Source organism: Streptomyces sp. BBFR25 (assembly GCF_044590125.1).
Lineage (GTDB): Bacteria > Actinomycetota > Actinomycetes > Streptomycetales > Streptomycetaceae > Streptomyces > Streptomyces canus_D.
In genome coordinates this window covers 8,382,206-8,407,108 of record NZ_CP172447.1, presented here as the reverse complement: position 1 = coordinate 8,407,108, position 24,903 = coordinate 8,382,206, and the positions used below count along the sequence as shown (strand labels likewise).

Annotated in this window: 21 protein-coding genes and 9 pseudogenes; 14 read left to right on the top strand and 16 right to left on the bottom strand. The window is 68.7% G+C overall.

Going from position 1 to position 24,903, the window contains the following annotated elements; genetic code table 11:
- Positions 1 to 167 precede the first annotated feature (167 nt).
- Together ACGH52_RS37785 and ACGH52_RS37780 are read right to left on the bottom strand one after the other, a co-directional pair.
- Positions 168 to 386, bottom strand: a pseudogene (locus ACGH52_RS37785) (hypothetical protein); the annotation flags it as partial.
- A gap of 159 nt (positions 387 to 545) precedes the next feature.
- Positions 546 to 1,082, bottom strand: coding sequence for a GNAT family N-acetyltransferase (locus tag ACGH52_RS37780; protein ID WP_399946153.1), 537 nt, complete (start codon positions 1,080 to 1,082; stop codon positions 546 to 548).
- A 302-nt stretch (positions 1,083 to 1,384) separates the two neighbouring features.
- On the opposite strand from ACGH52_RS37780, the gene ACGH52_RS37775 reads away from it, so the two are divergent.
- The 5 genes and pseudogenes from ACGH52_RS37775 (at position 1,385) to ACGH52_RS37755 (ending at position 5,636) form a co-directional block, all read left to right on the top strand.
- Entirely contained in the window at positions 1,385 to 1,888 is a 504-nt protein-coding gene (locus ACGH52_RS37775; protein ID WP_399946151.1) for a GNAT family N-acetyltransferase, read from the top strand.
- Between the two features lie 226 nt (positions 1,889 to 2,114).
- Positions 2,115 to 2,558, top strand: a pseudogene (locus ACGH52_RS37770) (epoxide hydrolase); the annotation flags it as partial.
- A gap of 206 nt (positions 2,559 to 2,764) precedes the next feature.
- Positions 2,765 to 2,890, top strand: coding sequence for a hypothetical protein (locus ACGH52_RS37765; protein WP_399946147.1), 126 nt, complete (start codon positions 2,765 to 2,767; stop codon positions 2,888 to 2,890).
- A 184-nt stretch (positions 2,891 to 3,074) separates the two neighbouring features.
- Entirely contained in the window at positions 3,075 to 3,299 is a 225-nt protein-coding gene (locus ACGH52_RS37760; protein WP_059302794.1) for a hypothetical protein, read from the top strand.
- A 174-nt stretch (positions 3,300 to 3,473) separates the two neighbouring features.
- Positions 3,474 to 5,636, top strand: coding sequence for a cellulose binding domain-containing protein (locus ACGH52_RS37755; protein WP_399946144.1), 2,163 nt, complete (start codon positions 3,474 to 3,476; stop codon positions 5,634 to 5,636).
- Positions 5,637 to 5,814: 178 nt separating this feature from the next.
- Here the strand turns inward: ACGH52_RS37755 and ACGH52_RS37750 are convergent, their stop codons facing one another.
- The 6 genes and pseudogenes from ACGH52_RS37750 to ACGH52_RS37725 all read right to left on the bottom strand — a co-directional run.
- On the bottom strand, positions 5,815 to 6,789 hold the full coding sequence (locus tag ACGH52_RS37750; RefSeq protein WP_399946142.1) for a YihY/virulence factor BrkB family protein: 975 nt from the start codon (positions 6,787 to 6,789) through the stop codon (positions 5,815 to 5,817).
- A gap of 534 nt (positions 6,790 to 7,323) precedes the next feature.
- A pseudogene (locus ACGH52_RS37745) lies at positions 7,324 to 7,590 on the bottom strand (DapH/DapD/GlmU-related protein); the annotation flags it as partial.
- 129 nt (positions 7,591 to 7,719) lie between these two features.
- Entirely contained in the window at positions 7,720 to 9,183 is a 1,464-nt protein-coding gene (locus ACGH52_RS37740) for a protein kinase (protein ID WP_399946139.1), read from the bottom strand.
- 177 nt (positions 9,184 to 9,360) lie between these two features.
- On the bottom strand, positions 9,361 to 9,684 hold the full coding sequence (locus ACGH52_RS37735) for a VOC family protein (RefSeq protein WP_247700471.1): 324 nt from the start codon (positions 9,682 to 9,684) through the stop codon (positions 9,361 to 9,363).
- A gap of 155 nt (positions 9,685 to 9,839) precedes the next feature.
- On the bottom strand, positions 9,840 to 10,556 hold the full coding sequence (locus tag ACGH52_RS37730; protein ID WP_399946136.1) for a hypothetical protein: 717 nt from the start codon (positions 10,554 to 10,556) through the stop codon (positions 9,840 to 9,842).
- 299 nt (positions 10,557 to 10,855) lie between these two features.
- Positions 10,856 to 11,015, bottom strand: a pseudogene (locus tag ACGH52_RS37725) (transposase); the annotation flags it as partial.
- Positions 11,016 to 11,137: 122 nt separating this feature from the next.
- Between ACGH52_RS37725 and ACGH52_RS37720 the strand changes: the two are divergent.
- Together ACGH52_RS37720 and ACGH52_RS37715 are read left to right on the top strand one after the other, a co-directional pair.
- A pseudogene (locus ACGH52_RS37720) lies at positions 11,138 to 11,302 on the top strand (IS5/IS1182 family transposase); the annotation flags it as partial.
- A gap of 171 nt (positions 11,303 to 11,473) precedes the next feature.
- The gene (locus tag ACGH52_RS37715) at positions 11,474 to 12,232 is read left to right on the top strand and encodes a MerR family transcriptional regulator (RefSeq protein WP_399946133.1); all 759 of its coding nucleotides are present in this window, start codon (positions 11,474 to 11,476) and stop codon (positions 12,230 to 12,232) included.
- A 210-nt stretch (positions 12,233 to 12,442) separates the two neighbouring features.
- Here the strand turns inward: ACGH52_RS37715 and ACGH52_RS37710 are convergent.
- Positions 12,443 to 12,718 (bottom strand): annotated as a pseudogene (locus ACGH52_RS37710) (IS5/IS1182 family transposase); the annotation flags it as partial.
- 420 nt (positions 12,719 to 13,138) lie between these two features.
- Here ACGH52_RS37710 and ACGH52_RS37705 point away from each other — a divergent pair.
- Positions 13,139 to 14,401 (top strand): IS110 family transposase, encoded by a 1,263-nt coding sequence (locus ACGH52_RS37705; RefSeq protein ID WP_399946130.1) that lies wholly within the window; start codon positions 13,139 to 13,141, stop codon positions 14,399 to 14,401.
- Here ACGH52_RS37705 and ACGH52_RS37700 read toward each other — a convergent pair.
- Positions 14,341 to 14,949, bottom strand: coding sequence for an IS5 family transposase (locus ACGH52_RS37700; protein WP_399947027.1), 609 nt, complete (start codon positions 14,947 to 14,949; stop codon positions 14,341 to 14,343). The genes ACGH52_RS37705 and ACGH52_RS37700 overlap by 61 nt on opposite strands.
- 116 nt (positions 14,950 to 15,065) lie before the next feature.
- Here ACGH52_RS37700 and ACGH52_RS37695 point away from each other — a divergent pair.
- Positions 15,066 to 15,173 (top strand): annotated as a pseudogene (locus ACGH52_RS37695) (2-oxo acid dehydrogenase subunit E2); the annotation flags it as partial.
- A gap of 33 nt (positions 15,174 to 15,206) precedes the next feature.
- On the opposite strand, the gene ACGH52_RS37690 reads toward ACGH52_RS37695, so the two are convergent.
- Positions 15,207 to 15,440, bottom strand: coding sequence for a hypothetical protein (locus tag ACGH52_RS37690; protein ID WP_399947065.1), 234 nt, complete (start codon positions 15,438 to 15,440; stop codon positions 15,207 to 15,209).
- A gap of 39 nt (positions 15,441 to 15,479) precedes the next feature.
- On the opposite strand from ACGH52_RS37690, the pseudogene ACGH52_RS37685 reads away from it, so the two are divergent.
- The 4 genes and pseudogenes from ACGH52_RS37685 to ACGH52_RS37670 all read left to right on the top strand — a co-directional run bounded on the left by ACGH52_RS37685 (position 15,480) and on the right by ACGH52_RS37670 (position 19,820).
- Positions 15,480 to 16,027: pseudogene (locus tag ACGH52_RS37685) on the top strand (snapalysin family zinc-dependent metalloprotease).
- Between the two features lie 368 nt (positions 16,028 to 16,395).
- Complete coding sequence (locus ACGH52_RS37680) at positions 16,396 to 16,617, top strand: hypothetical protein (protein WP_399946127.1); 222 nt, start codon at positions 16,396 to 16,398, stop codon at positions 16,615 to 16,617.
- A 1,359-nt stretch (positions 16,618 to 17,976) separates the two neighbouring features.
- Positions 17,977 to 19,152 (top strand): globin domain-containing protein, encoded by a 1,176-nt coding sequence (locus ACGH52_RS37675; protein ID WP_238697021.1) that lies wholly within the window; start codon positions 17,977 to 17,979, stop codon positions 19,150 to 19,152.
- Positions 19,149 to 19,820: a pyridoxamine 5'-phosphate oxidase family protein gene (locus tag ACGH52_RS37670; protein ID WP_121704631.1), complete on the top strand. Its 672-nt coding sequence runs from the start codon at positions 19,149 to 19,151 to the stop codon at positions 19,818 to 19,820. The genes ACGH52_RS37675 and ACGH52_RS37670 overlap by 4 nt, the downstream gene beginning before the upstream one ends.
- Before the next feature lie 639 nt (positions 19,821 to 20,459).
- Here the strand turns inward: ACGH52_RS37670 and ACGH52_RS37665 are convergent.
- Positions 20,460 to 21,185 carry a glycoside hydrolase family 11 protein gene (locus ACGH52_RS37665; RefSeq protein WP_076972379.1) on the bottom strand — a complete coding sequence of 242 codons (726 nt, stop codon included), beginning with the start codon at positions 21,183 to 21,185 and terminating at the stop codon, positions 20,460 to 20,462.
- A 443-nt stretch (positions 21,186 to 21,628) separates the two neighbouring features.
- Between ACGH52_RS37665 and ACGH52_RS37660 the strand changes: the two are divergent.
- Positions 21,629 to 21,871, top strand: a pseudogene (locus ACGH52_RS37660) (transposase); the annotation flags it as partial.
- Here the strand turns inward: ACGH52_RS37660 and ACGH52_RS37655 are convergent.
- From ACGH52_RS37655 to ACGH52_RS37640, 4 genes are all read right to left on the bottom strand, one after another.
- The gene (locus ACGH52_RS37655) at positions 21,836 to 22,630 is read right to left on the bottom strand and encodes a class I SAM-dependent methyltransferase (RefSeq protein WP_399946123.1); all 795 of its coding nucleotides are present in this window, start codon (positions 22,628 to 22,630) and stop codon (positions 21,836 to 21,838) included. The pseudogene ACGH52_RS37660 and the gene ACGH52_RS37655 overlap by 36 nt on opposite strands.
- A gap of 477 nt (positions 22,631 to 23,107) precedes the next feature.
- Entirely contained in the window at positions 23,108 to 23,482 is a 375-nt protein-coding gene (locus tag ACGH52_RS37650; protein ID WP_399946120.1) for a peptidase inhibitor family I36 protein, read from the bottom strand.
- A 313-nt stretch (positions 23,483 to 23,795) separates the two neighbouring features.
- Complete coding sequence (locus ACGH52_RS37645; RefSeq protein ID WP_121704635.1) at positions 23,796 to 24,119, bottom strand: hypothetical protein; 324 nt, start codon at positions 24,117 to 24,119, stop codon at positions 23,796 to 23,798.
- 393 nt (positions 24,120 to 24,512) lie between these two features.
- Positions 24,513 to 24,755: a DUF5133 domain-containing protein gene (locus tag ACGH52_RS37640; RefSeq protein ID WP_076972761.1), complete on the bottom strand. Its 243-nt coding sequence runs from the start codon at positions 24,753 to 24,755 to the stop codon at positions 24,513 to 24,515.
- Between the last annotated feature and the right edge of the window lie 148 nt (positions 24,756 to 24,903).

Genomic DNA, 24,903 nt, shown 5'->3' with positions numbered 1-24,903 from the left:
CCGCTTGATCTCTTCGAGAGGAGTCGCGTTGTCAGCATCGTGGGCCCCACAACAGGTCCACTCGATCGGTTTTCGGACGTCGCAAGCTCGCCTCCACGATTCGCGTACTGCGGCGCGGAGGGCGGTCAAGGCCCGTATCCCGCCGGCGGCGAGGGTGTCGATGAGCATCCATGGGCGGCGCTCGACGCCAACGCCGTGAGCAGGCCCCAGAGCGCGTCCTCACCGGGGTCGGGGACCTCCCCCGGTACGTCCAGCGCTGCCACAAGGGCGCTGGCCAGCACCAGGCCGTGGATGCCGCGGAACAACCACACTTCGGCGGTCCTGGGCCGCAGACCTCGCCGCGGCGAAGCGTCCTCGGAACGGACGTGATCGGCGCCTTCGAGCATCGCGTCGCCTCGGTGAGGAGAAGCAGCGGGTCGGCCCATGCTCACCCTCGCGGTGCCGCAGCACACGGCACCACGCTGACGTGCCACGGAGAACAGCGGATCGCGGCAACGGAAGCCGGCCGTCCAGGGAGCGTCCGCGACCGGCCTGGCGACACACCGTCACCACTCCTGATACTGCGTCAGGTCGATGCCGAACAAGGTCAAGTCGTGACCGTGGACCGGGTGCCGGACGGTGCCCTCCGCCTGCATGCCGAGCTTGTCGGCCACAGCCGCGGAAGCTCTGTCGTCCGTCCGCAACACGGCGACCACCCGGTCGAGACCGCGATCCTGCAAGGCGAACTCCAAGGCGGCGTGCGCCGCCTCGGAAGCGTATCCCTGGCCCCAGAACACCCGGCCGAGCCGCCAGCCGATCGCAACCTGTCCGGCTACCTCATCCGGCGCGTCGGCAACGTACAGACCTACGGCACCCGCCAGTTCACCAGATCCCAAGAGCTCGACCGCGAAGACCCCGAATCCCTCTTCGTCCCACTCCTCCTCCCACGCTTCAATGTCTTCGGCGGTCTGCTCCGTCGAGCGCGGCCTGCCGTCGCCGATGCGCCGCATCACCACCGGATCGGCGTGGATCTCGGACAACGGGGCCAGGTCGTCCTCCAGCCAACGGCGCAGAACAAGACGAGGAGTGCGGATCTCGGTCATGCCCCCATCCTGCCGATGCCGCGCCGAGAGCGCGAACCGCGGCGGTGCGCCCTGGGCATCGCAGCGATCAGCAGGGCGACTCCCGGGTGCCGCACGCGCACAGCAAAAGGCGACCGCTCAGGTTCCGCCCTTCCCGTGCGGCAGTCGGCCCCGAGCCGCCCAGCCTCACGAAGCAGCCCCCCGTCGCCCTCGTGCCGGGTCACTGTCTCGTGCCGCCGCGTCGGCTGACGGCCGGCCCTCCCGGTACGCTGCGGCTCCTGGGGGGCGTAGCAGGAGTCCCCGGTCTCGCCGGGACGCGTAGGATGCGTCATGTGCATTCGAGCCTTACGTCCGTGCGCGGCGAGATCCTCGTACGCCGGGCCGTCGCCCGGGACGCCAAGCGCCTCACGCGACTCGTGCGCGGCTCCCGTGCCTACGGTGGCCAGTACGCGTCGATGGTCTCGGGCTACCGCGTCGGCCCCGACTACATCGAGAGTCATCGCGTCTTCGTAGCCGCCGACGCCGACGTTGACCCGGGCCGGGTACTCGGCTTCTACTCGCTGATCCTCGCGCCGCCCGAGCTGGACCTGCTCTTCGTCCAGGACGGGATGCAGGGACGCGGCATCGGGCGACTCCTTGTCGAGCACATGACGGCCGAAGCGCGCTCGGCGGGGCTGGCACGTGTCCGGGTGGTGTCGCATCTTCCGGCTGAGGGCTTCTACCGCAGTGTCGGTGCGCTGCGTACCGGAACGGTCGCCGCGAACCCGCCCGCCGTGCCCTGGGACCGGCCCGAGCTGGAGTTCTTGATCCCCCAACTACCGACCTGATCCTTCTGGCGCAGGCGGCTCGCCGCCTCGCGTCAGCTGCACGCCCTCACGGCGTCGGTGTCGGCGTGCACGGGGGCCTGCACGCGGTGGTGACGGCCGGCGTCGGCGACCAAACGGGCGATTCCGAGTGCCCGACGCGGTGTGGTCCGCGCCCGGCAGCAAGTGGTTCGTGGGGCAGGGCAGCGTGCCTGTCTTCGAGGCCTGAGGCGGCTGCAGAGCCGAAAGGACCCCGGCTGCCTGGGTGGAACTGATGGGCAGGCTCGGCTACCGCAGGTTCGCCGCCCACGGCAGCGACTGGGGAGGCAATGTCACCACGGTCCCCGCCGGCAGGCTCCCGGCACACGTCCTCGGAATCCACACCACCTTCGCGGAGGGCTCACTCGGACTGACGATGGACGGACTCACGGCGACAGAGCGCCAATGGGCCGGGGAAACCCGTGACTTCTGGCGCCACCGCGCAGCGTGCGCGAAGCAGCAGGCGACCCGACCGCAAACCATCGGCCATTCGCTCGTCGACTCACGGGTCGGACTCCTTGCCTGGGTTCTCGACAAGCTTGCCGAATGGTCGGACACCGAAGACAGCCCGTTCGAAACCATGTCCAGAGTCCGCGTTCTCGACTACGTCACTCTGTACTGGCTGACGCGGACTGCAGCGTCCGCCGCCCGTATTTGCTGCTTGTCGACCGATCTCAGCGAAACGGGCGCGAGCCCAGGGCCCAGATACGGCCCAGGGCTTCGCCTTCGAGGCGACGCCGACACGCCTGCCGGTGGTGTGACAGGCCGCCGAGAACCTGCCGCGCTTCTGCTCCGTCGCGGAGACGGGTCACGAGGAGCGGTCGTGCGCGCCCCGGGCACGGCCTCACGGTCGCCGCCCGAGTGGTCCTGCGCCACGCCCGCGCCGACGCCGTCGGCCCGCACGAGCCCGCCTTCCGGACGGCGGGCCGCCTCGCCGCCGTCGAGGCGCTGCGGAGCGCGGGGTACGCACAGAGCCCCGAGGCCTGAGCCGCTCCCCCGGCGGCGACGACCGGGCACGGCGCGGTCAGGGCATCATGGCCGCATGAGTACCTCCGCCGACGCTGCCCGCGAAGAACCGTGGATCCTCGTCACCGCACACCCGAACACCACCGGCGCTCCGCGCCCGACGGCGGCCCTCCGGGCCTGACTGCGCGAGCGCGGCATCGACTGGATGCCGTTCGCCGCCCAGGAGACGCGCCTGGACCTCCTCCAGGTCCCAGGCCCTGACGACGAGGCAGGCACCCGGCAGTGCGTGGCCGAGGTCCGCGTCCGTCCCGACGCCCTGCGCCGGCTGGGGCTGCACCCGGACCAGCCGACCGCCCGCGTCACCGGCACGCCTCCGCCCGCCTGGTGGCACGCGGAGGCCGAACGCCTCGCCGCGCGACGGCACGGGTGACGAGAGAGCAGATTGCCGTCGTCAGCACCATTGACGCGGTCCCATCTCCCTCGCATCATGCGTGGGAGCGCTCCCACGTACGTCCCCGCGTGCCGGCACCCCACCGACCACTCACCCCGACCACTCATACCGGGCGCCCCGACCGGCGCGGCGCTCGCCCGAGGAGGACACGTCATGCCGCTCGCACACCTCCCCGCCACCGGCCGGTTGGGCCGACCGCCCGGCAGAGCAGGAAGAACCACGGGCAGACGCCCCGCCGCCGCGCTCGTCTGCGCCCTGGCCACGGTCGCCGCACTCGCGGCCGCTCCCCCTGCCCCTGCCGCGACCGGCCCGGCCGCCGCGGACCCGGCCGCCACTGCCGCCACCGCCGCGGACGAGGCGTCGACCGTCGAGGTCTCCGTCAACGCGGGGGTGGGGCTCGGCACCATCGACAAGGCGGCGTTCGGCGTGAACCACGCTCTCTGGGACTCTCACATGAACGACCCCGAGGTGACGGGCCTGCTGGACGAGGCGGGCGTCGGCGTGATGCGTTACCCCGGCGGCTCCTACGGCGACATCTACCACTGGAAGGACCACTCCGCCCCCGGCGGTTACGTGGCACCCGGCACCACCTTCGACGAGTTCATGGCCAACGTCCGCGCCTCAGGCTCCCAGCCGATGATCATCGCCAACTACGGCACCGGCACCCCGCAGGAGGCCGCCGACTGGGTCCGGTACGCCAACGTCACCCGCGGCTACGGGGCGCAGTACTGGGAGATCGGCAACGAGATCTACGGCAACGGCCACTACGGCAGCGGTTGGGAGGCCGACGACCACCCGGACAAGAGCCCGCGCGAGTACGCACGCAACGTCGTCGCCTACGCCGAGGCGATGAAGGCGGTCGACCCGACAATCAAGATCGGCGCCGTGCTGACCACGCCCGGCGACTGGCCGGACGGCATCACCGGCCCGGGCGACGCGGCCGACTGGAACCACACCGTGCTGTCCGCGGTCGCCGGGACCATCGACTTCGCCATCGTGCACTCCTACCCGGGCGGCGCCACCGCCGACGAGGCGCTGGACCGGACCGCCCGGCTGCCCGGACAACTCCGCGAGGTCCGCCGGCAGATCGACCGGTACGCCGGGGAACGCTCGTCGAGGATCGGCATCGCGCTCACCGAGGTCAACTCCAACGTCCAGATGAACAGCCGCCCCAACGGCCTGTTCGCCGCGGACACCTACATGACGGCGCTGGAGAACGGCGTCTTCAACGTCGACTGGTGGAACGTCCACAACGGCCCCACCAAGGTGGAGACGGTGGACGGCGACACCGACTTCAACGACTTCGGCCTGCTCTCCAGCGGCGGTTGCGTCGGCGACATCTGCCAGCCGGCCGTGAACACGCCGTTCCACCCGTACTTCGGCATCAAGTCACTGACCGAGCTGGGGCGTCCCGGTGACACGATGGTCGCCTCCTCCACCGACAGCGACCAGATCTCCGCGCACGCCGTGCACCGGGCCGACGGCACGCTGAGCGTGCTGCTGATCAACAAGGACCCGCTGAATGCCCGTACCGCGGACATCAGTTACTCCGGTTTCACGCCCACTGCCGAGGCGCCGGTCGTGCACCGTTACGGCCGCGGCGACTCCGACGTCACCCGGGTGGCCGCCACCGCCGGAGGCGACCAGGTGCTGCCGCCCTACTCGATCACCACGATCACCGTCGCCCCGCACGCCGCCGCGACCTCGCTCGGCGCGCCCGGCGCACCGAAGACCAGCGCCGTGGGCAGCTCGAACGCCACGGTGAGCTGGACGGCCCCCGCGAACGGCAACGCGGTGCGCTACGAGGTGTACGAACGCCTGGGTACCAACGCCCAGTTGCTCGCCACCTCGACCTCCACCTCGACGACGCTGCGCAACCTGCCGCCGGGGTCCGAACACACGGTCAATGTCCTTGCCAGGGACGCGGACGGCCGCCTCTCGCGCCCCTCGGAGCCGCTGACCTTCTCCACCACGGCTCCGCGCGACAGCAGCTGCCTGGTCACCTACCGAGTGGACAGCGGCTGGGGCAACGGGTTCGTCGCCACCGTCACGGTCTCCAACGTCGGCGACGCCCCGATCAACGGCTGGACACTGGACTTCACCTGGCCGTCCACCGGCCAGTCCGTGCAGAGCTCCTGGAACGCGAACGTCACCGGCTCGGGTACGCGCGTCCACGTGACCGACAACGGCGCCAACGCCGAGCTGGCCCCGCGCGGCGGCTCCACCGCCACCTTCGGCTTCGTCGGAGCCAACGACGGCGCCAACCCCATCCCGACGACGTTCACCCTCAACGGCACGGTCTGCAGCACTTCCTGATCCACGCCCCGCGCGCCCGGCCGCCCTCCGGCAGGCCGGGCCGCCGGAACACGGTCTGCCGCAGCCGCTGCCCAGGCGGGCACCGCTGCCCTGCCCGCACTGCGGTGTGGCCGCCTCGCTGACGTCGTCGGATGATCACCGTCCATCCGCTGCTGAGGCAGTAGGTCACTGGTCCAGGTCACTGGGCCAGGGCCCCGGAACCGGGATCCGGATGCACGGGTCTGGTGATGCCGGCGCGGGCGGCCTCCAGCTGGGCCGCGAAGGCCACACCCAGGAAGAGCGCGACGCCGGCCAGGTTTGCCCAGAGGAACAGGGCCATGAGGGCGGTCAACGGCCCGTACAACGAACCGAAGGACCCGCTGTGCGCCACGTAGAGGGCCAGCAGCCAGGTGGCCGTGATCCACAGGACGAGTTGTACGACGGACCCGAACACGAGCCAGGTGTAACCCGGTTGGACACGCCGAGGCGCCCACCGCAGGACGACAGCCGATGCCACGCAGGCGAGGGCCACACCCACCGGGACCTTCCCCCACACCCACCAGCCAAGCCATGCTTCAGGCCAGCCGAACGCCTCCGTGACCGCCCTGCCCACCGCCCCGCCGGCCACCGTCACGAGAAAGCCGAGCACCAGCGGCCCGCCCGCACCGACCGCCAGCAGCAGGCTGCGGCCGTACTTCTCCAGGAACGGCCGGTCGCGTTCGATCCCGTAGATGCGGTTGCACCCCCGCTCGACCTGGCCCATGGCCGATGCGAGGTTCAGGAGCGCGAAACCGAGGCCCAGCCACATGGCCACGGTGCCCGCCGTGTCGGCATCGGCATGCGTGCGGGTCGCCAGCAGGCCCTCGCGTACGAGATCGGCGCTGGCCGCCGGAACGACTTCGCTCAGGGTCAGTTCGATCAATCGTCCGACGCTCTCCGTGTGGATGGCCGCGGAGACCCCCACCAGGGCGATGGCGAGCGGCACCATCCCGATCACCAACTGGAAGGCCAGGGCCCGCGCGAAGCTGAATCCGTCGGCGTACCTGAAGCGCAGGAACGCGTCGGTCACCAGCCGGCGGCCCCCGTAGCGGCGCAGCGAGGCCCAGGCTTCGTCCCCGGACAACTCGTCACCGATCATGTCCCTCGTCTGCGGTACGTGCACCACTGTTCCCATGCAGGAGGTGTGCTCCACCGGGCCGTTTCCATGCGGTCGGGCGCCATGGTGCGTGAAGGGCTGTGCTCCGGCCCGGCGCGGGCGAGGAAGGCGTCGACGTCTTGGGTGAGGTGCCAGTCGTCCAGTGGCATCCCTCAGGTTCCCAGGCGGCCTCGACCCGCCGCCGGCCCTTCCGCACCGATCCACTACGTTGCGTGTCTCGGTGATGCTGCACACTGGATTCCCATGAAGGGGAGAGACAGACGCCCGCGGTCGCGCAGCGGCTGGAGACCGACACGTGAGGACGATGTACGCCCGCACCGTGGCCCCGTGCTGTTCACGGCGGTCGCGGTTCCGGTGACGGGAACGGCGGGCGCCCATTCGGAGACACTGTTCCGGGCCGCACAGGCGGCCGGTGGTGCGCTGCGTCTGGTCCCGGTGGTCGTGGCCGCCTTGGTCGCCCTCGGTCTCCTCGCTCTCGGTGCCGTTTGGATCATCAACACGGCCGCTACCCTGCTCCAGCGGGTGTGCGCCCGTGCCCGGCGACCTTCTTGATCACCGGGCGGGTGCTCCCGCGGCCATGGTGCCAGCGGGAACGTCACGAGTGACCACCGCACCGGCGGCGACCACCGCACCGGCACCGATGGTGACGCCCTGCGTGACCACGGCAGCCGTCCCTAACCAGATGTCGTCCTCGACGACGGTGGGTGCGAAGGACAGGTACTCACGGCGCTCGGCCAGCGGGAGTGGGTGGCCTCCGGTGATGAGGCTGACCTTCGGGACGGTCATGAGGCCGTTCCCGATGCGGATGCCGCCCTCATCGTGAAGCGCTGCGGACATTCGTGGCCGTCGCCGGGAGCGGCCAGTTCCAGGCTTCGGCGGACGAGCCTGGGGTCAGCCGGCACCGGGACCCAACCCCGTATCCGGCTCCCCGTCGCCGCCGATGACCCATCAGCGTTTCGTTTTCGGCGGCTTGGCCCCCTTGTGCGGGCCCTTGTCACCGGCCTCTTCGCTCTTCGTGACTTGGCCCGGTGGGCGGGGGTTCGGGGCGTTGTCCGACGCGCCGCTCCCCGATGCCGCACGCGACGGGCTCGTGTCGCCTGGTGCGCCCTGCGGCACGGAGCGTTGTGCAGCTGAGCCGACGCCGGATCCACTGTCCGCGCCGGAGGGTGCGGAGGGGGCCCGTCCTTCGCTGTCGTCTCGGGCCAGTGTGTCGTCGGAGGCGCTTCGGTCGGATGACGGCGTCGTGGGAGCGGAGGGCGTTGCCGCCTCCGTCTGCCGGGTGGTGCGAGGAGGGTTCGCATCTCCGGTGGGGGCGCTGGTGGTTTTGGTGGCGCTTCGGCCGTTCCCCTGGGGTGCGGAGTCGTCGATACCAGTGAGGGCGGCCGCCATGGCGGCGACGAGTGCGACGGTCGCACCCGCCACGAACGTGCGCCTTCGCGTGGGCGCGGCGCGGGGAACGGTCCGTTCTCCGACGGGCGATGCTTTCCGGTACGTCCGGTCGTCGGACGGCGTCGCCACCTGGGGAGTGATGAGGCCATTCACCTGTGTCGACGGGTCGGCCGCCGGGCCGGCCGCCGGGCCGGCCGGATCGGCCAGCTCCGCCAGTGTGCGGGCGCAGTCACGGGCTGTCGGGCGGCTCCGCTCGTCCAGGGCGGTCATGTCCCGCAGCAGGCCCGCCCATTGCTCCGGCAGGCAGTGGGGCAGGACGGGCAGGCGGTGCAGGCGTGCGATCGCGGCTTCGAGGGGACCCCCGTCGTACTCGAGCCTGCCCGTGAGGCATTCGAGAAGGACCAGACCGAGGGCGTACACGTCGGCGGGGCGGCCGACGGGCTGGCCGAGGACCTGCTCGGGGGAGAGATAGGCCGCGGTGCCGACGAGTGTGCCGGTGGCGGTGCGGGTCGTGCCGTCCAGGAGCCGGGAGATACCGAAGTCCGTGAGGTAGGGACGGGGCGAAGCGTCCAGGAGGACGTTGGACGGTTTGACGTCCCGGTGGACGACTCCCGCTCGGTGGGCGTGAGCCAGCGCGTCGGCGAGGCCGACGCCGACCGCCGCCGTCGCCCCGGGCGTCAACGGACCCCTTGTAATGCGGCTCTTGAGCGTTTCGCCTTCGATCAGTTGCATGACCAGGAAGACACGGCCGTTGTGCTGCCCGACGTCGTAGGCGGTGACGAGGCCGGGGTGCTGCAGCCGCGCCAGGATGACCGCTTCGCCGTGCGAAGCCCCCTCATGGTCGAATCCGGTGTCGGGCCGGAAGACCTTGACCGCCACCGGCCGCTTCAACCGCAGGTCGAAGCCCCGGTGAACATCCGCGGCGCCCCCCGAACCGATGAGGTCGTCCAGGCGGTATCGCCCGCACAGTACCTCGGCGGAGTATCGGGAAGCGACGACCCGAGCCGACTCACGCAGTCCCATTCCCTCTCCCCATGCGTCGAGGCGCGGACTCCGGGCGCTCGCCGACCTGCCGCAGTTCCGCGGGTACCCCAGGCGCCTCCTTACGACACCCGTATCTCTTTCGAGCAGTGACGGGACTCTTTGCGGAGTGATGTCGACGACGAAGCCCCGACCGGTGGTCCGGTGTCGGCCCGGCCTTCAGGCGCCCGGGAGGAACAGGCAGAACGGATGGCCGTGAGGGTCGCGGAACACCCGTACGTCCTCCTGCGGCTGGTGCTCCTGCAACGTCGCGCCCAGGGCGAGAGCCCGCCCACTCTCCCTGTCCAGGTCGTCGACCTGGATGTCCAGATGTGCTTGCATCTGCTGGGTCCCCGGGCGCTGCGGCCACGACGGAGGAGTGTGATCACTCTCCAACTGGAAGCTGAGGCTCGGGCGTTCTCGTTCGGGCGCCTTCAGCCGCACCCACTCCGGCGACCGGTCGGCCTCCTCCCAGCCGAGCAGCGCCCGGTAGAAGTCGGCCAAGGCGCGAGGGTCGGGAGTACCAAGGACGAAGCACCGAGTGTGGCAGTCATGAACTCAGCCTTGCCCCTGCCCTGAGCCTCATGCATCCGTGTCGAAGCCGCGGGACCGCTACGCGGCGAGGAACTCGAGCAGACACCCGCCCCGCCGCATCCTTCTCACGTCTGTACGTCGTCTTCGGCGCTCGGCAGCGTGCTGGTCCCCTCCCACCACGGGTTCGTCCAGCCGCAAACCCCGCAGGAATACCGTCCGTTAACCCCGGCGATCTCTGTGCCGCACAGTCCGCACTGCGTCATCGTGATCTGCTGACCGTCCAGGAAGGCGGCCGCTAACGCAGCCATTTCCGGACACGGCATCGTCTCGGGTGCCGACGCGGAAGACTTCGGGTTCTTCGCCATATTCCCGACCCTACGCGTGCCTGCGGTCCCGACAGTCAGGGTCCGGGCACGAAAGGCGTCGCTGCGTCCTTGTCGGCAGCTCGCTCCCTGTCCGGCCGAAGTCACGGATTGACAGGCGTGCCCAGTGGGCAGGCAGACAGGCGATGTCGGTTCGACACCGCCGAGGCTGGGTGAACAACCTGGCTCGGTCTCGGCCAGGATCCCGCGGCCGGCCAGCCGCTTGAGCTTGAGGCGGACGTTGTTCATGTTGTTGGGCGCGACCGCCACGTCCATCGCCTCGCACACCTGCCGCGCACGCAGCGGATGGTCGGCCTCGGTGAACACCGCCATGACCTGCTGGTAGGCCGGATGGTCCGGCAGTTCCGGTGCCGGCGGCGCGGGCGGTTGCTGGTCGGGCAGTGCCAGCAGTGTCTTGCGGGTGATCCGGACTTCTTCGGCGGCCCGGCCGAGCTCGTCGGGCTGGGCGGTCTGCTGCATGATCTGTCCCCGCGTCGTCTCGGCCTGCGCGGTGATCTCGCGTTCGCGCTACTCCAGCCGTGCCAGCACCGCGCCGAGGGTCAGCTCCCCACCGGTCACGCGGTTCGCCAGGCTGGCACGGTCGCCGCGGTCAGCCGGCCCAGTATCACCGCGGTCATCGCCCAGTACACCCGAGACTCCGAACTGCGGGGCAGGTGCCGCCTTCCGACGCGCCATTTCCCGCACCTGCCAGCGAAGCAGGTCGTGGATGGTCTGGTCGATGCCGTCGTCACGCCAGGTGCAGAAGTGGTACTTCACCGCGCCGGGTGGCGGGAAGTCGTGTGGGAGCAGCTCCCACTGGCAACCGGTCCGGCCCTCGTAGAGCAGCGCGTTGACGATCTCCCGGATCGCGTACCGACCCTGATGACCGCTGACCGAGGGATGCGCGGCCTTCCACGCGGCGATCACAGGCTCGACCAGCGCCCACTGCTCCTCGCTCACATCGGTCTTGTAGGGCTTGCGCTCACTCACGGTGCCCAGCCCAACATGCCCATGGCCGCCGACCGGCCGGAATACCGCACCGCCACACGTGCAGGGGACGAGAGACCTCCACCAACGTGCCCCTGACCAGCCAGGGAACAGGCGCCGCCAAGAAGATCGTCGGGCGGAAGCGAGGCATCCTCACCGACACAATCGGCCTCATCCTCGCCGTGACCGTCGCCGCCGCCAGTCTGCCCGAGAACGCCGTCGGAATCCCACTCCTCAACTAGGCCGTGTTTTGACAGTTACTGGGGTGCTGGGTGGGCCGTCGGGGACAGTCGCGGGCGGCTATCCAGATCGTGAGGGTGCGGGCTTGCGGTTGCCGCTGCGGCAGCTTCTACCGTCCTTGACAGGGCCGGAGAAACCGGCCCGGTGACGCGATCGTGAGGGAGAGGACGATGGATTGGCCCATCGCGGAGGTCGCTCGGATGTCGGGTGTGACCGCCCGGACCCTGCGGCACTACGACGAGGTCGGCCTGCTGCCGCCCGCCCGGATCGGGGCGAACGGCCACCGCTATTACGAGGAGCACCAACTGCTGCGGCTGCAGCAGATTCTCGTACTGCGGGCGCTGGGCGTGGGACTTCCCGAGGTCGGCCGGATCCTGGCTGAGCAGGTCGACGAGGTGGACGCCCTGCGTGGCCACCACCGTCGGCTGCTTGCTGAGCGGGACCGGCTCGACGCCCTGGCCGGCACCGTCTCCCGCACGATCGCCGAACTGGAACAGTCCAGGAAGGACGGCAATCCCATGACCATCAACCGACCGGAGAACCTGTTCGAGGGCATCCAGCCCTCTCAGTACCAGGAGAGCCTGCGCGACTTCCCCGGGCACGCCGAGGAAGTTGCCCGAAGGGTCGCCTCGATGACCCCGGAGGACATCGAGGCCGGACAGCGCGAGCGCACGACACAGATGATCCTGCTGGCCGACCTGATGGCCGCCGGCCACCCGGCCGACGCCGCGCCTGTGCAGGCCCAGATCGACGCCCAGTACCAGGCCATGACCGAACTGCGGCCCGTCTCCGCCGAGGAGTACCGCACCATCGGGCGGTCCTGCGTGGACAACAGCGCCTGGCGCGCCGCGTACGAGGCGATCGCACCGGGCCTGGCCGCCTACCAGCGCGACGCCATCGAGGCGTATGCCACAACCCGGCTCGGCTGACTGTCGTCCGGGCTGTCCCGCGAGACCAGCCCGGAAAGCAGCCGGTTCGTCGCACCAACAGGCTCACCTCGCCCGGCCTATCAGTTGCCGAGCGAGGTGCTGCCCGTCATCGTCGCCATCGAACCCAGGCCGAATGTGCCTCCCGACGAGCGGAACGATCGCTCCTGGCACTCGCAAACAAAGCCACCCAGGGATAGCACTTACGCCAGGTCACAGCCATTCATAGATAGCTGCAACGAGGATGCTTGCCTCGAAGCGGACCGCAAGCTTGTCGAACCGGGTCGCCATCGCCCGGTTCCGTTTCAGCCGGTTGATGCCGCACTCAACCGTGTGCCAGGCCTTGTAGTCCTCGCGGTCGAAGCCCGGAGGCCGCCCGCCAGCCGTTCCCCGGCGCTTGCGGTGGCCAGCCTGGTCGGCAGGCTCCGGGATCGTGCAGCGGATTCCGCGCTTTCGCAGGTAGACCCGGTTGGCGCGTGAGGAGTACGCCTAATGGGCAGTGAAGGTCGGTGGAAGCTGACCTTCAGGGGCGCGAGCCGAGCCTTTGAGTATGCCCGGGCATGAGAGCCCTGTTGACAAGACGAGGCCGGCTCGCGCCCAGCAGTCTGGGCATGGGTGCTCGGATTGAGGACCAGTTCTGTCTGTTTGAGCCTCGAAGTGGTCCTTTTGCAGTGGGCCGGCCCGTCTGCGGCCACCGGGCGGTTTGCTGTCCGTCGTCCGAGCCGGTTGTACGGATCACCTCTCAGCTCTGCCTTGAGCTTTCAGCTCCGACGCGGACCGAGGGCCGCATGACTCGCAGGGGTTGCGAACGGCTGGTGGGATGACGTGCCTTGAGCACTTCCATTAGGGAGCACGCGCACCCTGCACAGGCTCTGAACTGGGAAAAGAGTCGCGACGAAGGAGGACCGGATGACGATTGTCGAGTTACCGACGCCAGTGTTCTGTGGCGTGGACTGGGCCGAGGACCACCATGACATTGCACTGGTCGATGCTGGCGGAAGGCAACTCGCCAAGGTGCGGATCGGCGACGATGCTGCGGGGTTTACACAGCTCACGGACCTACTGGCCGAACACGGCGACAGCGAGGCCGCCCCAATCCCCGTGGCGATCGAGACGTCACGCGGACTCCTCGTCGCCTGCCTGCGGGCCACCGGGCGGCCGGTCTTCGCGATCAACCCGCTGGCTGTTGCCCGCTACCGAGATCGCCACTCCGTTGCCCGCAAGAAGTCAGACGCCGTTGACGCCGCGGCCCTGGCCAACATCCTGCGAACCGACATGGCCGCCCACCGGCCGCTGCCCGCGGACTCTGAGCTTGTCCAGGCCATCGCCGTGCTCGCCCGGGCCCAACAAGACGCCGTCTGGGCTCGCGGCCAGGCCCACAACAAGCTTCGCTCCCAGCTCAGAGAGTTCTACCCTGCGATCCTCGACGCCTTCGCCCAGCACAAGCACAGTCTGTGTTCGAGGGAAGCCCGCACCATCCTGGCCGAGGCACCGACCCCCACCATGGCTGCGAAGCTGACACGGCGACGCCTGCAGACCCTGCTCAAGCAGGCCGGCCGAGTCCGCGGCATCCAGGCCGACGCCGAAAGGCTCCACGAGATCTTCAAACGCGACTACCTCCACCAGCTCCCGCAGGTGGAGTCAGCTCTCGGGCATCAGACATCCGCTCTGCTCAGGCAGCTGAACACCGCCTGCGACAACGCCGACCAGCTCGAAGAAACCGTCACGCAGGTCTTTGAAGAGCATCCGGATGCACCGGTCATCCGCAGCTTTCCAGGCCTTGCCGCACTGACCGGCGCCCGAATTCTGGCAGAGATCGGCGACGACCGGGCCCGATTCGCCAACGCCGGATCCTTGAAGGCATACGCGGGAAGCGCCCCGGTCACCAGGGCCAGCGGCAAGAGCTGCAAGGTCATGAGCCGGAAGGTCAAGAACCAGCGACTGGCTGCCGTCGGTTACGTCTGGGCCTTCGTCTCTCTCACCAGGTCACCCGGCGCCAGAGCCCACTACGACCGCCGAAGAGCAGCTGGCGACCGTCACGTCGCGGCACAGCGGAACCTCTTCAATCGCTTCATGGGCATGCTGTTCCACTGCCTCCAGAACGGTCACACCTACGACGAAGCAATCGCCTTCCCGCAGCCTTCAGTCGGCCATATCGCAACGGCAGCTTGACGCTTATCCGCGTGGGATGTCTTGTCGCCCCGCACCCGCAGCGGCCGGACACGTGGACGGCCGAGTCCGACGCGAGGCGCTCCGATGCCATCCAAAACGGCGGCGAATTGAGGGCTGTCACCACGGTGACCTGCGGTGACCAGCAAGGAGAGAGGGCGCTGGCCCTGCTCACAGGCCAGATGGATTTTGGTGGCGAAGCCTCCCCGCGACCGGCCCAGGCCATGGTCGTCGGGCTCGGTGCGGGTGCCGCCCGGCGGTTCCTTCTGAGCCGCTCCGTCCCGGCGGGCGCCTGCGGCGTGCTGATGGGCCCGGCAGATCGTGGAGTCGACGTTGATCTCCCAGGTGATGAGCCCGGCCGCGTCCGCACGGACTTGCAGCCGGGTCAGCAGTTCGGGCCAGGTACCGTCACGCTGCCAGCGGCGGAAGAGCCGATAGACCGTCTGCCACGGCCCATACTCCAACGGCAGATCCCTCAACGGAACACCGGTCCGCACTCGCCACCGGATCCCGTCGATCAACTTCCGCCGACCCAACGACGGCCGCCCCACTACCGCGACCGGCAACAGCGGTTCCAACACAGCCCACTGCTCGTCAGAAAGTTTCCCTCGCCCCACACCGAGATCATCGCAAACCGAACGGCGCGTTCATCCGCATCCATCGTGACGTGAACCTCGGAACCGCCGTCGCGACGCCGCGTGGTCTCATCGTGCCCAACATCAAGAAGACGCAGGACCTTTCTGCCCGCGAACTCACCGCCGCCATCACACAGCTGGCGATGACGGCTCGCGAGGGAAAGACGTCGGTGTCAGACCAGCAGGGCGGCACGATCACCTACCAGCAGGTCATGGCGGTGTTCACCGAGGCCGACCATCCGCTGCGTGTGCGGCAGGTGTGCGAGGCGATGGACGCGGCGGTCGCGCCCAACAACATCGACAACGTCCGCCTCCAGCTCAAACGGCTGGCCGACCGCGCGATCCCTGGCCGAGACCGAGCCAGGCTTGTTCACCCGGCCTCGGCCGTAGTCGACCGACATCGCCATGACCTGCCCGCCTGCCCCACACGAAACGAGAAACCGGGCATCAGGTCTCATGCCGCCCTCTCATTGCCCGCTCTGGGTGGCGGCCAGGCCCTGGCCGCTGAAGTGCCGGGGGCCCGTCGGCCTCCTCGGCCGCGGAACGGGTGCTCAGCTACGACGCGAACGGCTCCGCGGAGTTCGGGTCCGCGGTAGACCGGGGCGCGGCGATCCGGAACGACAGCGTGGGCAGCGCGAAGCTCTGGCCTGCCGCGTCCGGGCAACGGGCCAACATCCGGATCCTGGCCGACGACGGCTGGCCGCCCGCACTCCCCACCTCCCTGGGCAACGGCCCCGTGTGGATCGGTCGCCAGGCGGTGGACGAGGGCTACAACACGGTGCGCATCTCGTCCCACGACCTCGGCCGCATCCTGGGCCTGCCGGACCGCAAGCCCGGGACCTGCTCCAGCCTGATGTCGGGGTCAAGTGCGGGCATGCCGTGCACAAACCCGTACCCGAACACAGCGGAGAAGGCGGAAGTCGAAAGCAACTTCACCAGTGCGTTCAGCGCGTCATCGGCGGCGGGGTCGGTGCCCGTCCTCCTGGAGGACTGACCGGGCGCGGCCTTCGTGACCGCCTTTCGGTGCCGTGCGTCGCCGGCATCATCGTCCCGTCGGCGTCTCCCCCTCCCGGAGTCGGTCCGGTGGGCAAACCGCTGTCAGGCCTGGTGGCAGCTGCTCTCTCGGGACCGCGGCCGCGCGCCAGCGTGAGCGAGATGACGTGGGGGCCGGTGCCCCGGTGGCAGGCTCGTCAGACCTGACCGCGCCAAGCCCCGGTCTTCTGGCCACCGCGCTCCTCGATGAACGTCTTGAAACGCCCGAGGTATGTGTACGCGGGCGTGTTCCGGACAGACAGGGGCATGAGCAGAGAAGACAGTTGACCGACTGGGTGGCTATGCCGTCCTACGTACAGAGGTGTCGCGATGACAACGCATGCCCTGGTGCTGAAGACATTCCCCGCCGGTTCGCCCCGCGGTTCCTGGCCGGCCGAAGAGTTCGCAGCCCGCCTGCGCGAGCACGGGCGGGGAGCCGAGGTGGTCATGGATCTCGTCGCGGACTCCTTCCTCGTCGTCGAGGCCGCCCCGCCCCTCGCTCGCCAGGACACGTCCGGGCACGAGGTATCGCGCCTGGGGGCGGTGGCCTGACCCGCAGCGCGTCAGCGTACGTCGGACTATCGGCGCCAGAATGACGTCCGCGAAACACACGCTCCCGATCAGCATCCGACCGCCGCTGGATGCCACGGCCCGACGGCGAGGCTAGAGCGGTGGACGCGCCCGGCGGCATCGGCCCAGACTCCGACCCTGAGTGCGCGCATTGTGCTGGCTCACGCCGTGGGGCTGTACTTCAACCCACCTGAGGGTGCGGTGGCGCTGTCGGTGGACGACAAGACGCAAGCCAAGGCATGGGCTCATCCCAGTCAGTGCTTCCCATGATGCTGGGCCTGGGCATGCCTGAGCAGCGTACGCACGACTATGTCGGCAAGGACCTGACCACCCTTTTCGCCGTCTTCGACGTTGCCGCAAGGACATTGAAGCTCTCGAGGCCGGCCTCCGGATCTGGGTCAAAAAGTGGGACGAAGGACCTTTACAGCGCTCCTTCCCGTATATGCCGCAGCAATCCTGCCAAGACAGACGATGTACCAGTGGGCCGGAATGCTCCGTCGGACCTCCCGGAGCGCGGCTGCCGGTATTCCGACGTGGCACGACGGCGTACAAAGCAGGCGTGCGCGGCACTCCGCGCCTGTTCAGAGTACGCATATCCCCCTACAGCCCAATTACCCCCACAGACCATCCCCCGGGCCCTCCTGAGTCGTTGGACACAGTCTTCGGACGCTAGGGTGACGGGCGCCTGACGGTTACCTGTCGCAGGCAACTGGGTTGTCGGCGTATGCAACTGCACACATGCGCGTGACTCCCAGAGGTTTGTCCAGTGTCCGACAACGTCGCACTGCTTGTGCCGAGAAGTGCCGACGTGGAGAGAAGAAGGTACGTGAGTTCCCTGCACAGCGCTCCCCGGCGCACTGTCGTCTCCCATGTCGAACCCATATCGCATGGTCGCGACGTCGACACCGTAGGCCCTGACGTCAAACCTGCGGGGAAGCGGCCTGCGGTCCCGCGTTTTGTTCTCGCCGCCGCCCCCGCTTCCGCCCCCGGGGTCACTTCCCCGACCCGGACCCGGGCCTTTTCGGGCAGACATCGCCTGGCACCGGGAAGTGCCCGAAGAACGCGCCGCGAGTCGCACGCGCCGGGCCTCCCGGTCGGCGTGCGAGAACGAGCGGCGAGCGACGGAGGGGAAGGAGTTCGAGCCTCGCAAGAGGCGCCCGGGCTTCGGGTCTGTGCACTTTCGGCAACCGAACAGGGCTGGAGTGGACGGTGACGGGCAGGTTCGAGTTCATGCACCAGAGCTCGCACCCCGCCAGACCGACCACGCCGGCAGACGATTGGGGCGGGGCCAACGCGGTCCACCTCGCTGCACCCGCTCGCATCTCAGCCGCCCCGGCCTCTGTGAGTGACGAGGACGTCGCGCTGGTACGGGCCAGCCTGACGGTTGTCGCTCCTCGTGTGTCCGAGCTGGCAGAGCACTTCTACAGCATCTTGTTCTCGCGTTACCCACAGGTCAGAGACTTGTTTCCGGCGGAGCTCGATGTGCAGCGGGAACGTCTGGTGCGCGCACTGCTGCGCATTGTGGAACTGGTCGACGACCCCGACAACCTCGTAGCGTTCTGCTCCCGACTGGGACGCGGCCATCGCAAGTTCGGCACGCAAAGCGGCCACTATCCTGCTGTCGGCGAATGCCTGCTGCAGGCCCTCTCCCACTTCGCTGGCCCGGCATGGCACCCGGCACTTGCGACGGCATGGCAGCGCGCCTACACCGCAGCCGCGGACGTGATGGTCCAGGCCGCGGAGGAGGACGCCCGTGACCGCCCAGCCGTATGGGACGCACACATCGTCGGACATGTGCACCGGGGAAACGGAATAGCCGAGATCACGGTCCAGCCCCACCAACCGTACCCGTTCGTGGCGGGCCAGTACGTGAGCATCGAAACGCCGTGGGTGCCGAGGCAGTGGCGTCAGTACTCCCCCGCGAACGCCCCGCGTCCCAGTTCCGAACTGACCTTCCACGTGCGAGCCGTGCGCGAAGGAAAGGTCAGCAACGCGCTCGTCCACCACGCTCGTTTGGGAGACCCTGTCCGACTCGGCCCGCCCGAGGGCGACATGGTCCTGCGTCCAACCCGCCAGCGGGACCTGCTCTTCGTGGCCGGCGGCACCGGCCTTGCCCCGATTCGCGCCCTGATCGAGGAGGTGGCCCAGGGCAGTATCGGCGTCGCACGTGAAGTCAGCCTGTTCATCGGCGCCCGAACGGCGGACGAACTGTACGGACTCGATGACATGCTGCGCATGTCCCAGCGCTACCACTGGCTCCGCGTCCGGGCAGCGGTCTCCGACGAGCGCATCGCAGGTCTGGAAGGCACGCTGCCCGAGGTGTTGGCGGAATTCGGTCCCTGGTACCGGCACGAGGCGTATCTGTGCGGCCCACCGCAAATGCTGAGCGGGGCCGTGCAGGCCCTGCGGCGCCACGGTGTCCCGCCTCGCCACATTCACTACGACCCCTGGGACACCCCTGTGCTGACCGCGCCATTGGGACCGCCTCCGCCCGACGAGGAGGACGACCAGCTGTGAACGGCCCCGAAACACCAGGCTCCTCCGGAGAACACCTGCTGCAGCAGCAGCTCGGCACCACCGACCGGGCGGCCGTCTTCTACGACCGTCAGGTGCATCCTTACCTGACCCCTGCCATGCGGGAGTTCATAGCCCGGCAGAACATGGTGTTCCTGTCGACCGCGGACTCACGGGGAGCCTGCGACGCCAGCTTCCGCGCCGGGCCGCCGGGCTTCTGCGTCTCCCTCGACGACCACTCGCTGACGTATCCCGAGTACCGGGGCAACGGCGTTCTGGCCAGTGCGGGCAACATGACCGAGAATCCACAGCTCGGCATGCTCTTCATGGACTTCACCCACGACCACATCGGGCTGCACGTGAACGGCACGGTCCGGCTGTACACGGATCACGAGATCCGCGCGTGGTACCCGCTGCTGCCGAGCGAAACCGCGCCCGGCCGCCAGCCTCACCTGTGGGTGCACCTCACCGTGGAGGAGGCCTACGTCCACTGCTCCAAGCACATCCCCCACCTCGAGCCGGCTCCACGCCCCCGCTCGGCCACGCAGCGAAGCCGCCCCAAGGACAGCGCGTACTTCCCGGAGCCCCTTCCGGTCCATCAAGCCTCCGAACAGGCCGACGCCGAAGTCGGCCGCCCATCGTGGCGCGACCGTCTGCGGATCCGCCCCTGATCCTTCCCGCCAGTCCGAAGACACCGTCGCTCGCGTGCCCGGCCCACCGCTACGCGGCCGCGGGAGCCCAACTGTCAGCGCCCACGAAGGTGGCCCCGCGATGACGGTCGCCCTCACCGCCTCGGCGCTCGCGCTGATGAGCACGATGGGGATGCGTGGGGCCGTTGCCTCGCGGTGTACGGGTGACGGGCCTGACCGGGTGCACCGCGGCCGTAGGCGATGAACTCATTTTACTTCGAGAGCAGTTGGGGCAAGGAGTGCCGTGCTCGGCCAGCCGCTCGCCTTCCCGGGGGCGGCGTGGGGGATCTGGCGTTCAACGGCCGGTCGAGAACGAGATGCAGATCGACGCCACCGAGCCGCAGCGGGGTCGTCGAGAACTGGACGTGCCGGACACCAGAACCACTGGACGCCGTCGGCTTCGGCTTCGGCTTCGGCTTCGGCATCGGCATCGGCATCGGCATCGGCATCGGCATCGGCATCGGCATCGGCATCAAGGTACAGTCCTACACCTGCTCCAACGGCAGCAACCAGCGCTGGGCCCGAGATGGCGGAACAGCCTGCCGATTCCCAGCAAACGACCACGGTTGTGGGCCCCGCCGCGTAGACGGGGCCCACAACCCGTCGTCCACCGGACAGAGGTCAACCGCTGACCGTGATGTTCGAGCTTCCACTGCTCTGATAGCCCTCGGTGGCCATGATCATGTAGTACTTGAACTGGCCCATGTTCATGCCCGCGCGCGCCCAGGCGTCGAAGTGGTTGCCGGTGGTGATGGTGCCGGAGCCGCTGGTCACCTTCGACTGCCGAACGCTCCAGTACTGCTGGAAGGTCTTGGTGCCTTCCACGGAGGGGGCGTTGTACCGGGTCGTCTGGTAGATGTCGTAGGTGCCGCCGTCACTGGAGACGGTGCCCTTGTACGTACCGGTGGGCCGGTAGCTGCCCCAGTTGTCGACGATGTAGTACTCCACCAGCGGGTTCGAGGTCCAGCCGTAGAGGCAGCCGTAGCCGTTGCCCGACGGGTTGAAGTAGCCGTTGTAGCGGACCGTCCTGCGTCCGCCGGTGCTCCAGCCCTTGCCGGCGACGAAGTTGCCGCAGTTGGTCCACTGGGTGCTGTAGCTGCCGCCGCCGTTGAGCGTCATGGAGACGGAGCCGCCGCCGTCGGTCCAGAACGAGTAGTACATGCCGTCGGTGCCGGTCTGGTTGGTGGTGATGGTGGTGGCGGCGTGGGCGGTGCCGGGCAGCAACAGCCCGGAGGCGGTAGCAAGCGCGAGGGTGCCTGCGCCGCCGAGGAAGCCTCGTCGGCTCACTCCGTTGAGGGGGGCGGGATTCTGCTTGGTCCGGTCCCGCTGGATGCCGTCCTGCTGCATGCGTTCTCCTGATGAAGGCGGGTGGGGGGGCGAGCGACTTCTGCCGCCCGCTGCCTTGCACGAACCACGGCGGGACCGCCCGGTCGTCATACCGTGACAACCGATCGCCGTGCCCGCCCACATGACCGGAGCGGACCGACGGCCGCCCCGTCGTTCAGTGGCCACAGTGTTCGTAGGACGCCATGACCCTGTCAATAGTTTCGACTGAATTTCGGAAACTCTTCCCTCGCAGGCCGTGACCCTGGCGAACCCGAACTCCCTGGTCACAACACTTCTCATCCGAACCTCCGCGCGCGATTAGACAAGAAGCGGGAGAAGCGGCACGCAATCATGTGTGCGGTTCACGAAACTTTCGATGACCTAGAAGGTGGCGACACACCGACGTGAGCTCGTGGGTCCGCCCCGGCGCAGCGGGACCACGCCAGTGCCCTGTGCGTGGGTGACGCCGGGTCGCGGACTGGGCCGAAGCCAACAACGTCGAGATCGCCTCCACACCGACCAACTCCCCATGGCTCAACCGGATCGAGGCGCAGTTCACCGCCCTGCGCTACTTCACCCTGGACGGCACCGAACACCCCAGCCGCATGGAGCAGGGCAACATGATCCGCCGCTACATCATCTGGCGGAACACACATGCTCAGGACGAGCGCCTACGCGAGGTTGTGAACAGAGTGATTTTCGCCTGATGGGGCAGCAGAGGCTGCATCCCGACGGAACAACGCGGTCCACAGGAACGTCACACCGAACAGTGCTGACTCGGGCGGCTCCTCCCGCATGCGGCGCAGTTCGACCTCCACCAGGTCAGAGAAGATCCAGCGCAGCGATTCGGGCGTGTAAGCGAGGCCGCCTTGCAACTCGCGCTCACGGTAGAGGTCCGCGTCGGCGAGTTCCGAACCCATTCCTCCCTCGCCGGCAGCGAAGCTGGTGAGGACGAGATGGCCGCCGGGGGCCAGGACGCGGTCGAGGAGTCGCAAGTAGCTGACCCGGCGGTGCGGCGGCAAGTGGTGGAAGCATCCTGAGTCGACGACCAGGTCGTACGGGCCCTTCAACTCGGTTGCGGAGAGGGCGAAAGCCTCACCACAGAGGAAGCGGACATCGACGCCAACCTCGCGAGCCCGGTCCTCGCCCCACGCGACGGCCATCGGGGAGAGGTCGACCGCGTCCACCTCGAAGCCGCGCGAGGCGAGGAACAGAGCATTGCGGCCCGCCCCGCAGCCCAGGTCCAGGGCCCGACCGGGAGCGATCAGGCCCTGGTCGAGGTAAGCGGCCAGGTTCTCGTCGGGCTTCGATACGAAGAAAGGGACCTGCCTTGACCGGTCGGCATAGAAGCGATCCCAGAAGTCCTTGCCGTCACCGGTTGCCAAGCGGCCAGCCTCGCATTCAGATGCGAACAGCCCGTCCAAGAGCTCGAGAACATCCTCGACGGTGCGTACGGTCCGGTCCACCCGGCCCCCTTTCGACCGAGTGCGATCCTAGGAGCGGGCGGAACAACAGGCCAGGTCAGGCGGTGCTCCGCGGCGCCTGGAGTGGGCTGCTGCGGGCCTCGGAGGAGGCGGGGAGGCAACCCATACCAGGCGTCGACCCCGCGTCCCCCCACTGCCCCTACGTGGCCGGAAAAGGTCCATCCCCGGCCACGCCCGGCAGACTTCTTCGACGATTTTCCAGGTGGCGTCACAGGGCGAACGTTGTCTGATGCAGTTCTAGTTGTCGGCGGACGCCGTCGTCGACGTCCTCGCGGCCCACATGTCCGGGCCCAAGATGAGGAGCTGCTTCATGCCAGGCCCCGAGTACGCGGCGTCCGGCGGCCGGACGCGGCTCCGGTTCGCCAGGTCTGCCGACGGGAGTGGGACCGGTGCACAGCGGGCGGCGGGCGGCTTGTCTACCCCCGGCCGGGCGGTTGACGGGTTGGTCAGCCAGTCGACTCAGCCCCCGCAGCCACCGTACTCAAGGGAGCTCACTGCGTTGTCGTAGAGAGACAGAAGCTCCTGCTTCTCACCCGGCTGGATGGTGTAGTGGTGGCCGCGGTAGTCGGCGTCAGTGTAGATGCAGACGAATCCCTCGCCGCGGTTCCACACCGAGCTGGCTCGGTCGTTCCACGCCCAGCCGATGTTGGGGACGTCCACCCGATACTGGAGCTGTAGGTTGTTACCAGTGAGGTTGTGGCCATCGTAGAGGCAGATCTGGCCTTGTTCACAGCGGGTCACGGGTTCATCAGCCGACGCGGTTCCCGGAGCCGCCAGTACTGCGGTTGAGGCGAGAACTGCTCCTACTACCGAGGTCTTGAATGCCAGGTTCATGATTACCCTCTCCTCATGTTGCGCATTGGTATCCGCAGAGACGCGGCGATAGTCCCGCCTCCTACTGGCCGGGGCTTGACCCGAGATCGTGAACACCGGTTCGTGCGGCGGTAGTCAGCGTAACTGGTCTTTGTTCGAAGGCGTTCGGGCCGATCTGACCGATGCTGGAGCGTCTTGGGAAGGAGTTCCGCTCGCAGTCCCCGCCCGACTTCGAGTGCCGCACCTGCGTCCCCCAGAGCCCACTGCACTCCCACCGCGTTCCAGCCGCCGATTGCCAGTGAGTGGTCGGCCATGGGGCGTGGGCAGCGCATAGTCACGCACGTCCGACGTCCAGGGCGGCGCCGCGCCGCCGGGCCTCCTCGTAGGCGAAGCGCACCGCCGACGTGGGTGCGTCGGCCACGCCGACGACGATCTGGCCGTGTCGGCCGTCGGTGGACCGGTTGTCGTGCTCTCCTCGGACGACGGTGGTGACGGCGGGGTCCGGGAGGTGGCCCTCGGCGTGCAACTGGAGGACCTTGGCGAGGTCCTGCCGGGTGCCGACGACGGCGCCCCCGGGGAAGCCGCCGGGTTCACCGCGAGGGTGAGGGCGGCGTGCCTGGGGAATCGGTGTGAAGCCGCTGATCGCCCGTCGGGGCACCGAGCACGGCTAGCAAGTGGACGAGGGGCGCTGCGGGTTGGGAGCGCATGCTGCTTCCTGAGCGACCATCACCTCATCGCCATACTTGAAGGCCCATGCGGCACCGGCGTGGATGGGTCCAGCAAGGTCCCTCCCAGAGCGACCAGTTGGCACTCGACACGCGTTGGGTGGTCGTTGTCTGCCAGCAGCGGGGAGCGAGCGGGCCCTGTTTCCCCGCAGCCTCGAATGGGCCACCGACGAGATCCCGGGCCGGGGCTCGACATCGCCGACGACACAGCCCGGGGCTCGATCGATCTGTCCATCGAGAGCGGTTCTGCGAGCCGCTGAACGGCGTGCCGGGGGGCCGGACCGTTCGTCCCGTAAATGCCGGGGACGGCCCTACTCGTGCACTGCCTAGGCGGCCAACGTCTCGTCGTCCTGGGTAACGCTCGTACGGTCGGAGTACCGCTCGAGCAGAGCGTCCGCCGTGACCAGGGCATCCTCGGCGGTGCGAGCTCCGGTGATCACACACAGCGTGTAGGTGGCGTCGTCGAGTGCCCTGCTGGTGTGGCCGGTGGGACGCACGTCGTACTCCATGCGCGCGTGGGCGAACCGAGCCAGCACCGCACGCAGTTCCTTCTCCGCCGGAAGGATCATCACGTTACCTCTCCCCTGATGAATCCCGCCTGCGCGGCGGCCGACCGCCGCACCGCGAGGCGGTGACTGTCTCCATCTCCACGGTCCCCGCAACTCGGGCAGGATCGCGTCAAACAGAATCCCGAATGCCCCGGGTCGACAGGTTCAT

Coding starts and splice junctions, on each gene's coding strand:
- ACGH52_RS37650 (WP_399946120.1), bottom strand. CDS start 23,482: ATGAACCTGGCATTCAAGACCTCGGTAGTAGGAGCAGTTCTCGCCTCA.
- ACGH52_RS37755 (WP_399946144.1), top strand. CDS start 3,474: ATGCCGCTCGCACACCTCCCCGCCACCGGCCGGTTGGGCCGACCGCCC.
- ACGH52_RS37665 (WP_076972379.1), bottom strand. CDS start 21,185: ATGCAGCAGGACGGCATCCAGCGGGACCGGACCAAGCAGAATCCCGCC.
- ACGH52_RS37705 (WP_399946130.1), top strand. CDS start 13,139: ATGACGATTGTCGAGTTACCGACGCCAGTGTTCTGTGGCGTGGACTGG.
- ACGH52_RS37775 (WP_399946151.1), top strand. CDS start 1,385: ATGCGTCATGTGCATTCGAGCCTTACGTCCGTGCGCGGCGAGATCCTC.
- ACGH52_RS37780 (WP_399946153.1), bottom strand. CDS start 1,082: ATGACCGAGATCCGCACTCCTCGTCTTGTTCTGCGCCGTTGGCTGGAG.
- ACGH52_RS37750 (WP_399946142.1), bottom strand. CDS start 6,789: ATGGGAACAGTGGTGCACGTACCGCAGACGAGGGACATGATCGGTGAC.
- ACGH52_RS37730 (WP_399946136.1), bottom strand. CDS start 10,556: ATGCAGCAGACCGCCCAGCCCGACGAGCTCGGCCGGGCCGCCGAAGAA.
- ACGH52_RS37715 (WP_399946133.1), top strand. CDS start 11,474: ATGGATTGGCCCATCGCGGAGGTCGCTCGGATGTCGGGTGTGACCGCC.
- ACGH52_RS37760 (WP_059302794.1), top strand. CDS start 3,075: ATGCCGTTCGCCGCCCAGGAGACGCGCCTGGACCTCCTCCAGGTCCCA.
- ACGH52_RS37690 (WP_399947065.1), bottom strand. CDS start 15,440: ATGGCGATGTCGGTCGACTACGGCCGAGGCCGGGTGAACAAGCCTGGC.
- ACGH52_RS37640 (WP_076972761.1), bottom strand. CDS start 24,755: ATGATCCTTCCGGCGGAGAAGGAACTGCGTGCGGTGCTGGCTCGGTTC.
- ACGH52_RS37680 (WP_399946127.1), top strand. CDS start 16,396: ATGACAACGCATGCCCTGGTGCTGAAGACATTCCCCGCCGGTTCGCCC.
- ACGH52_RS37740 (WP_399946139.1), bottom strand. CDS start 9,183: ATGGGACTGCGTGAGTCGGCTCGGGTCGTCGCTTCCCGATACTCCGCC.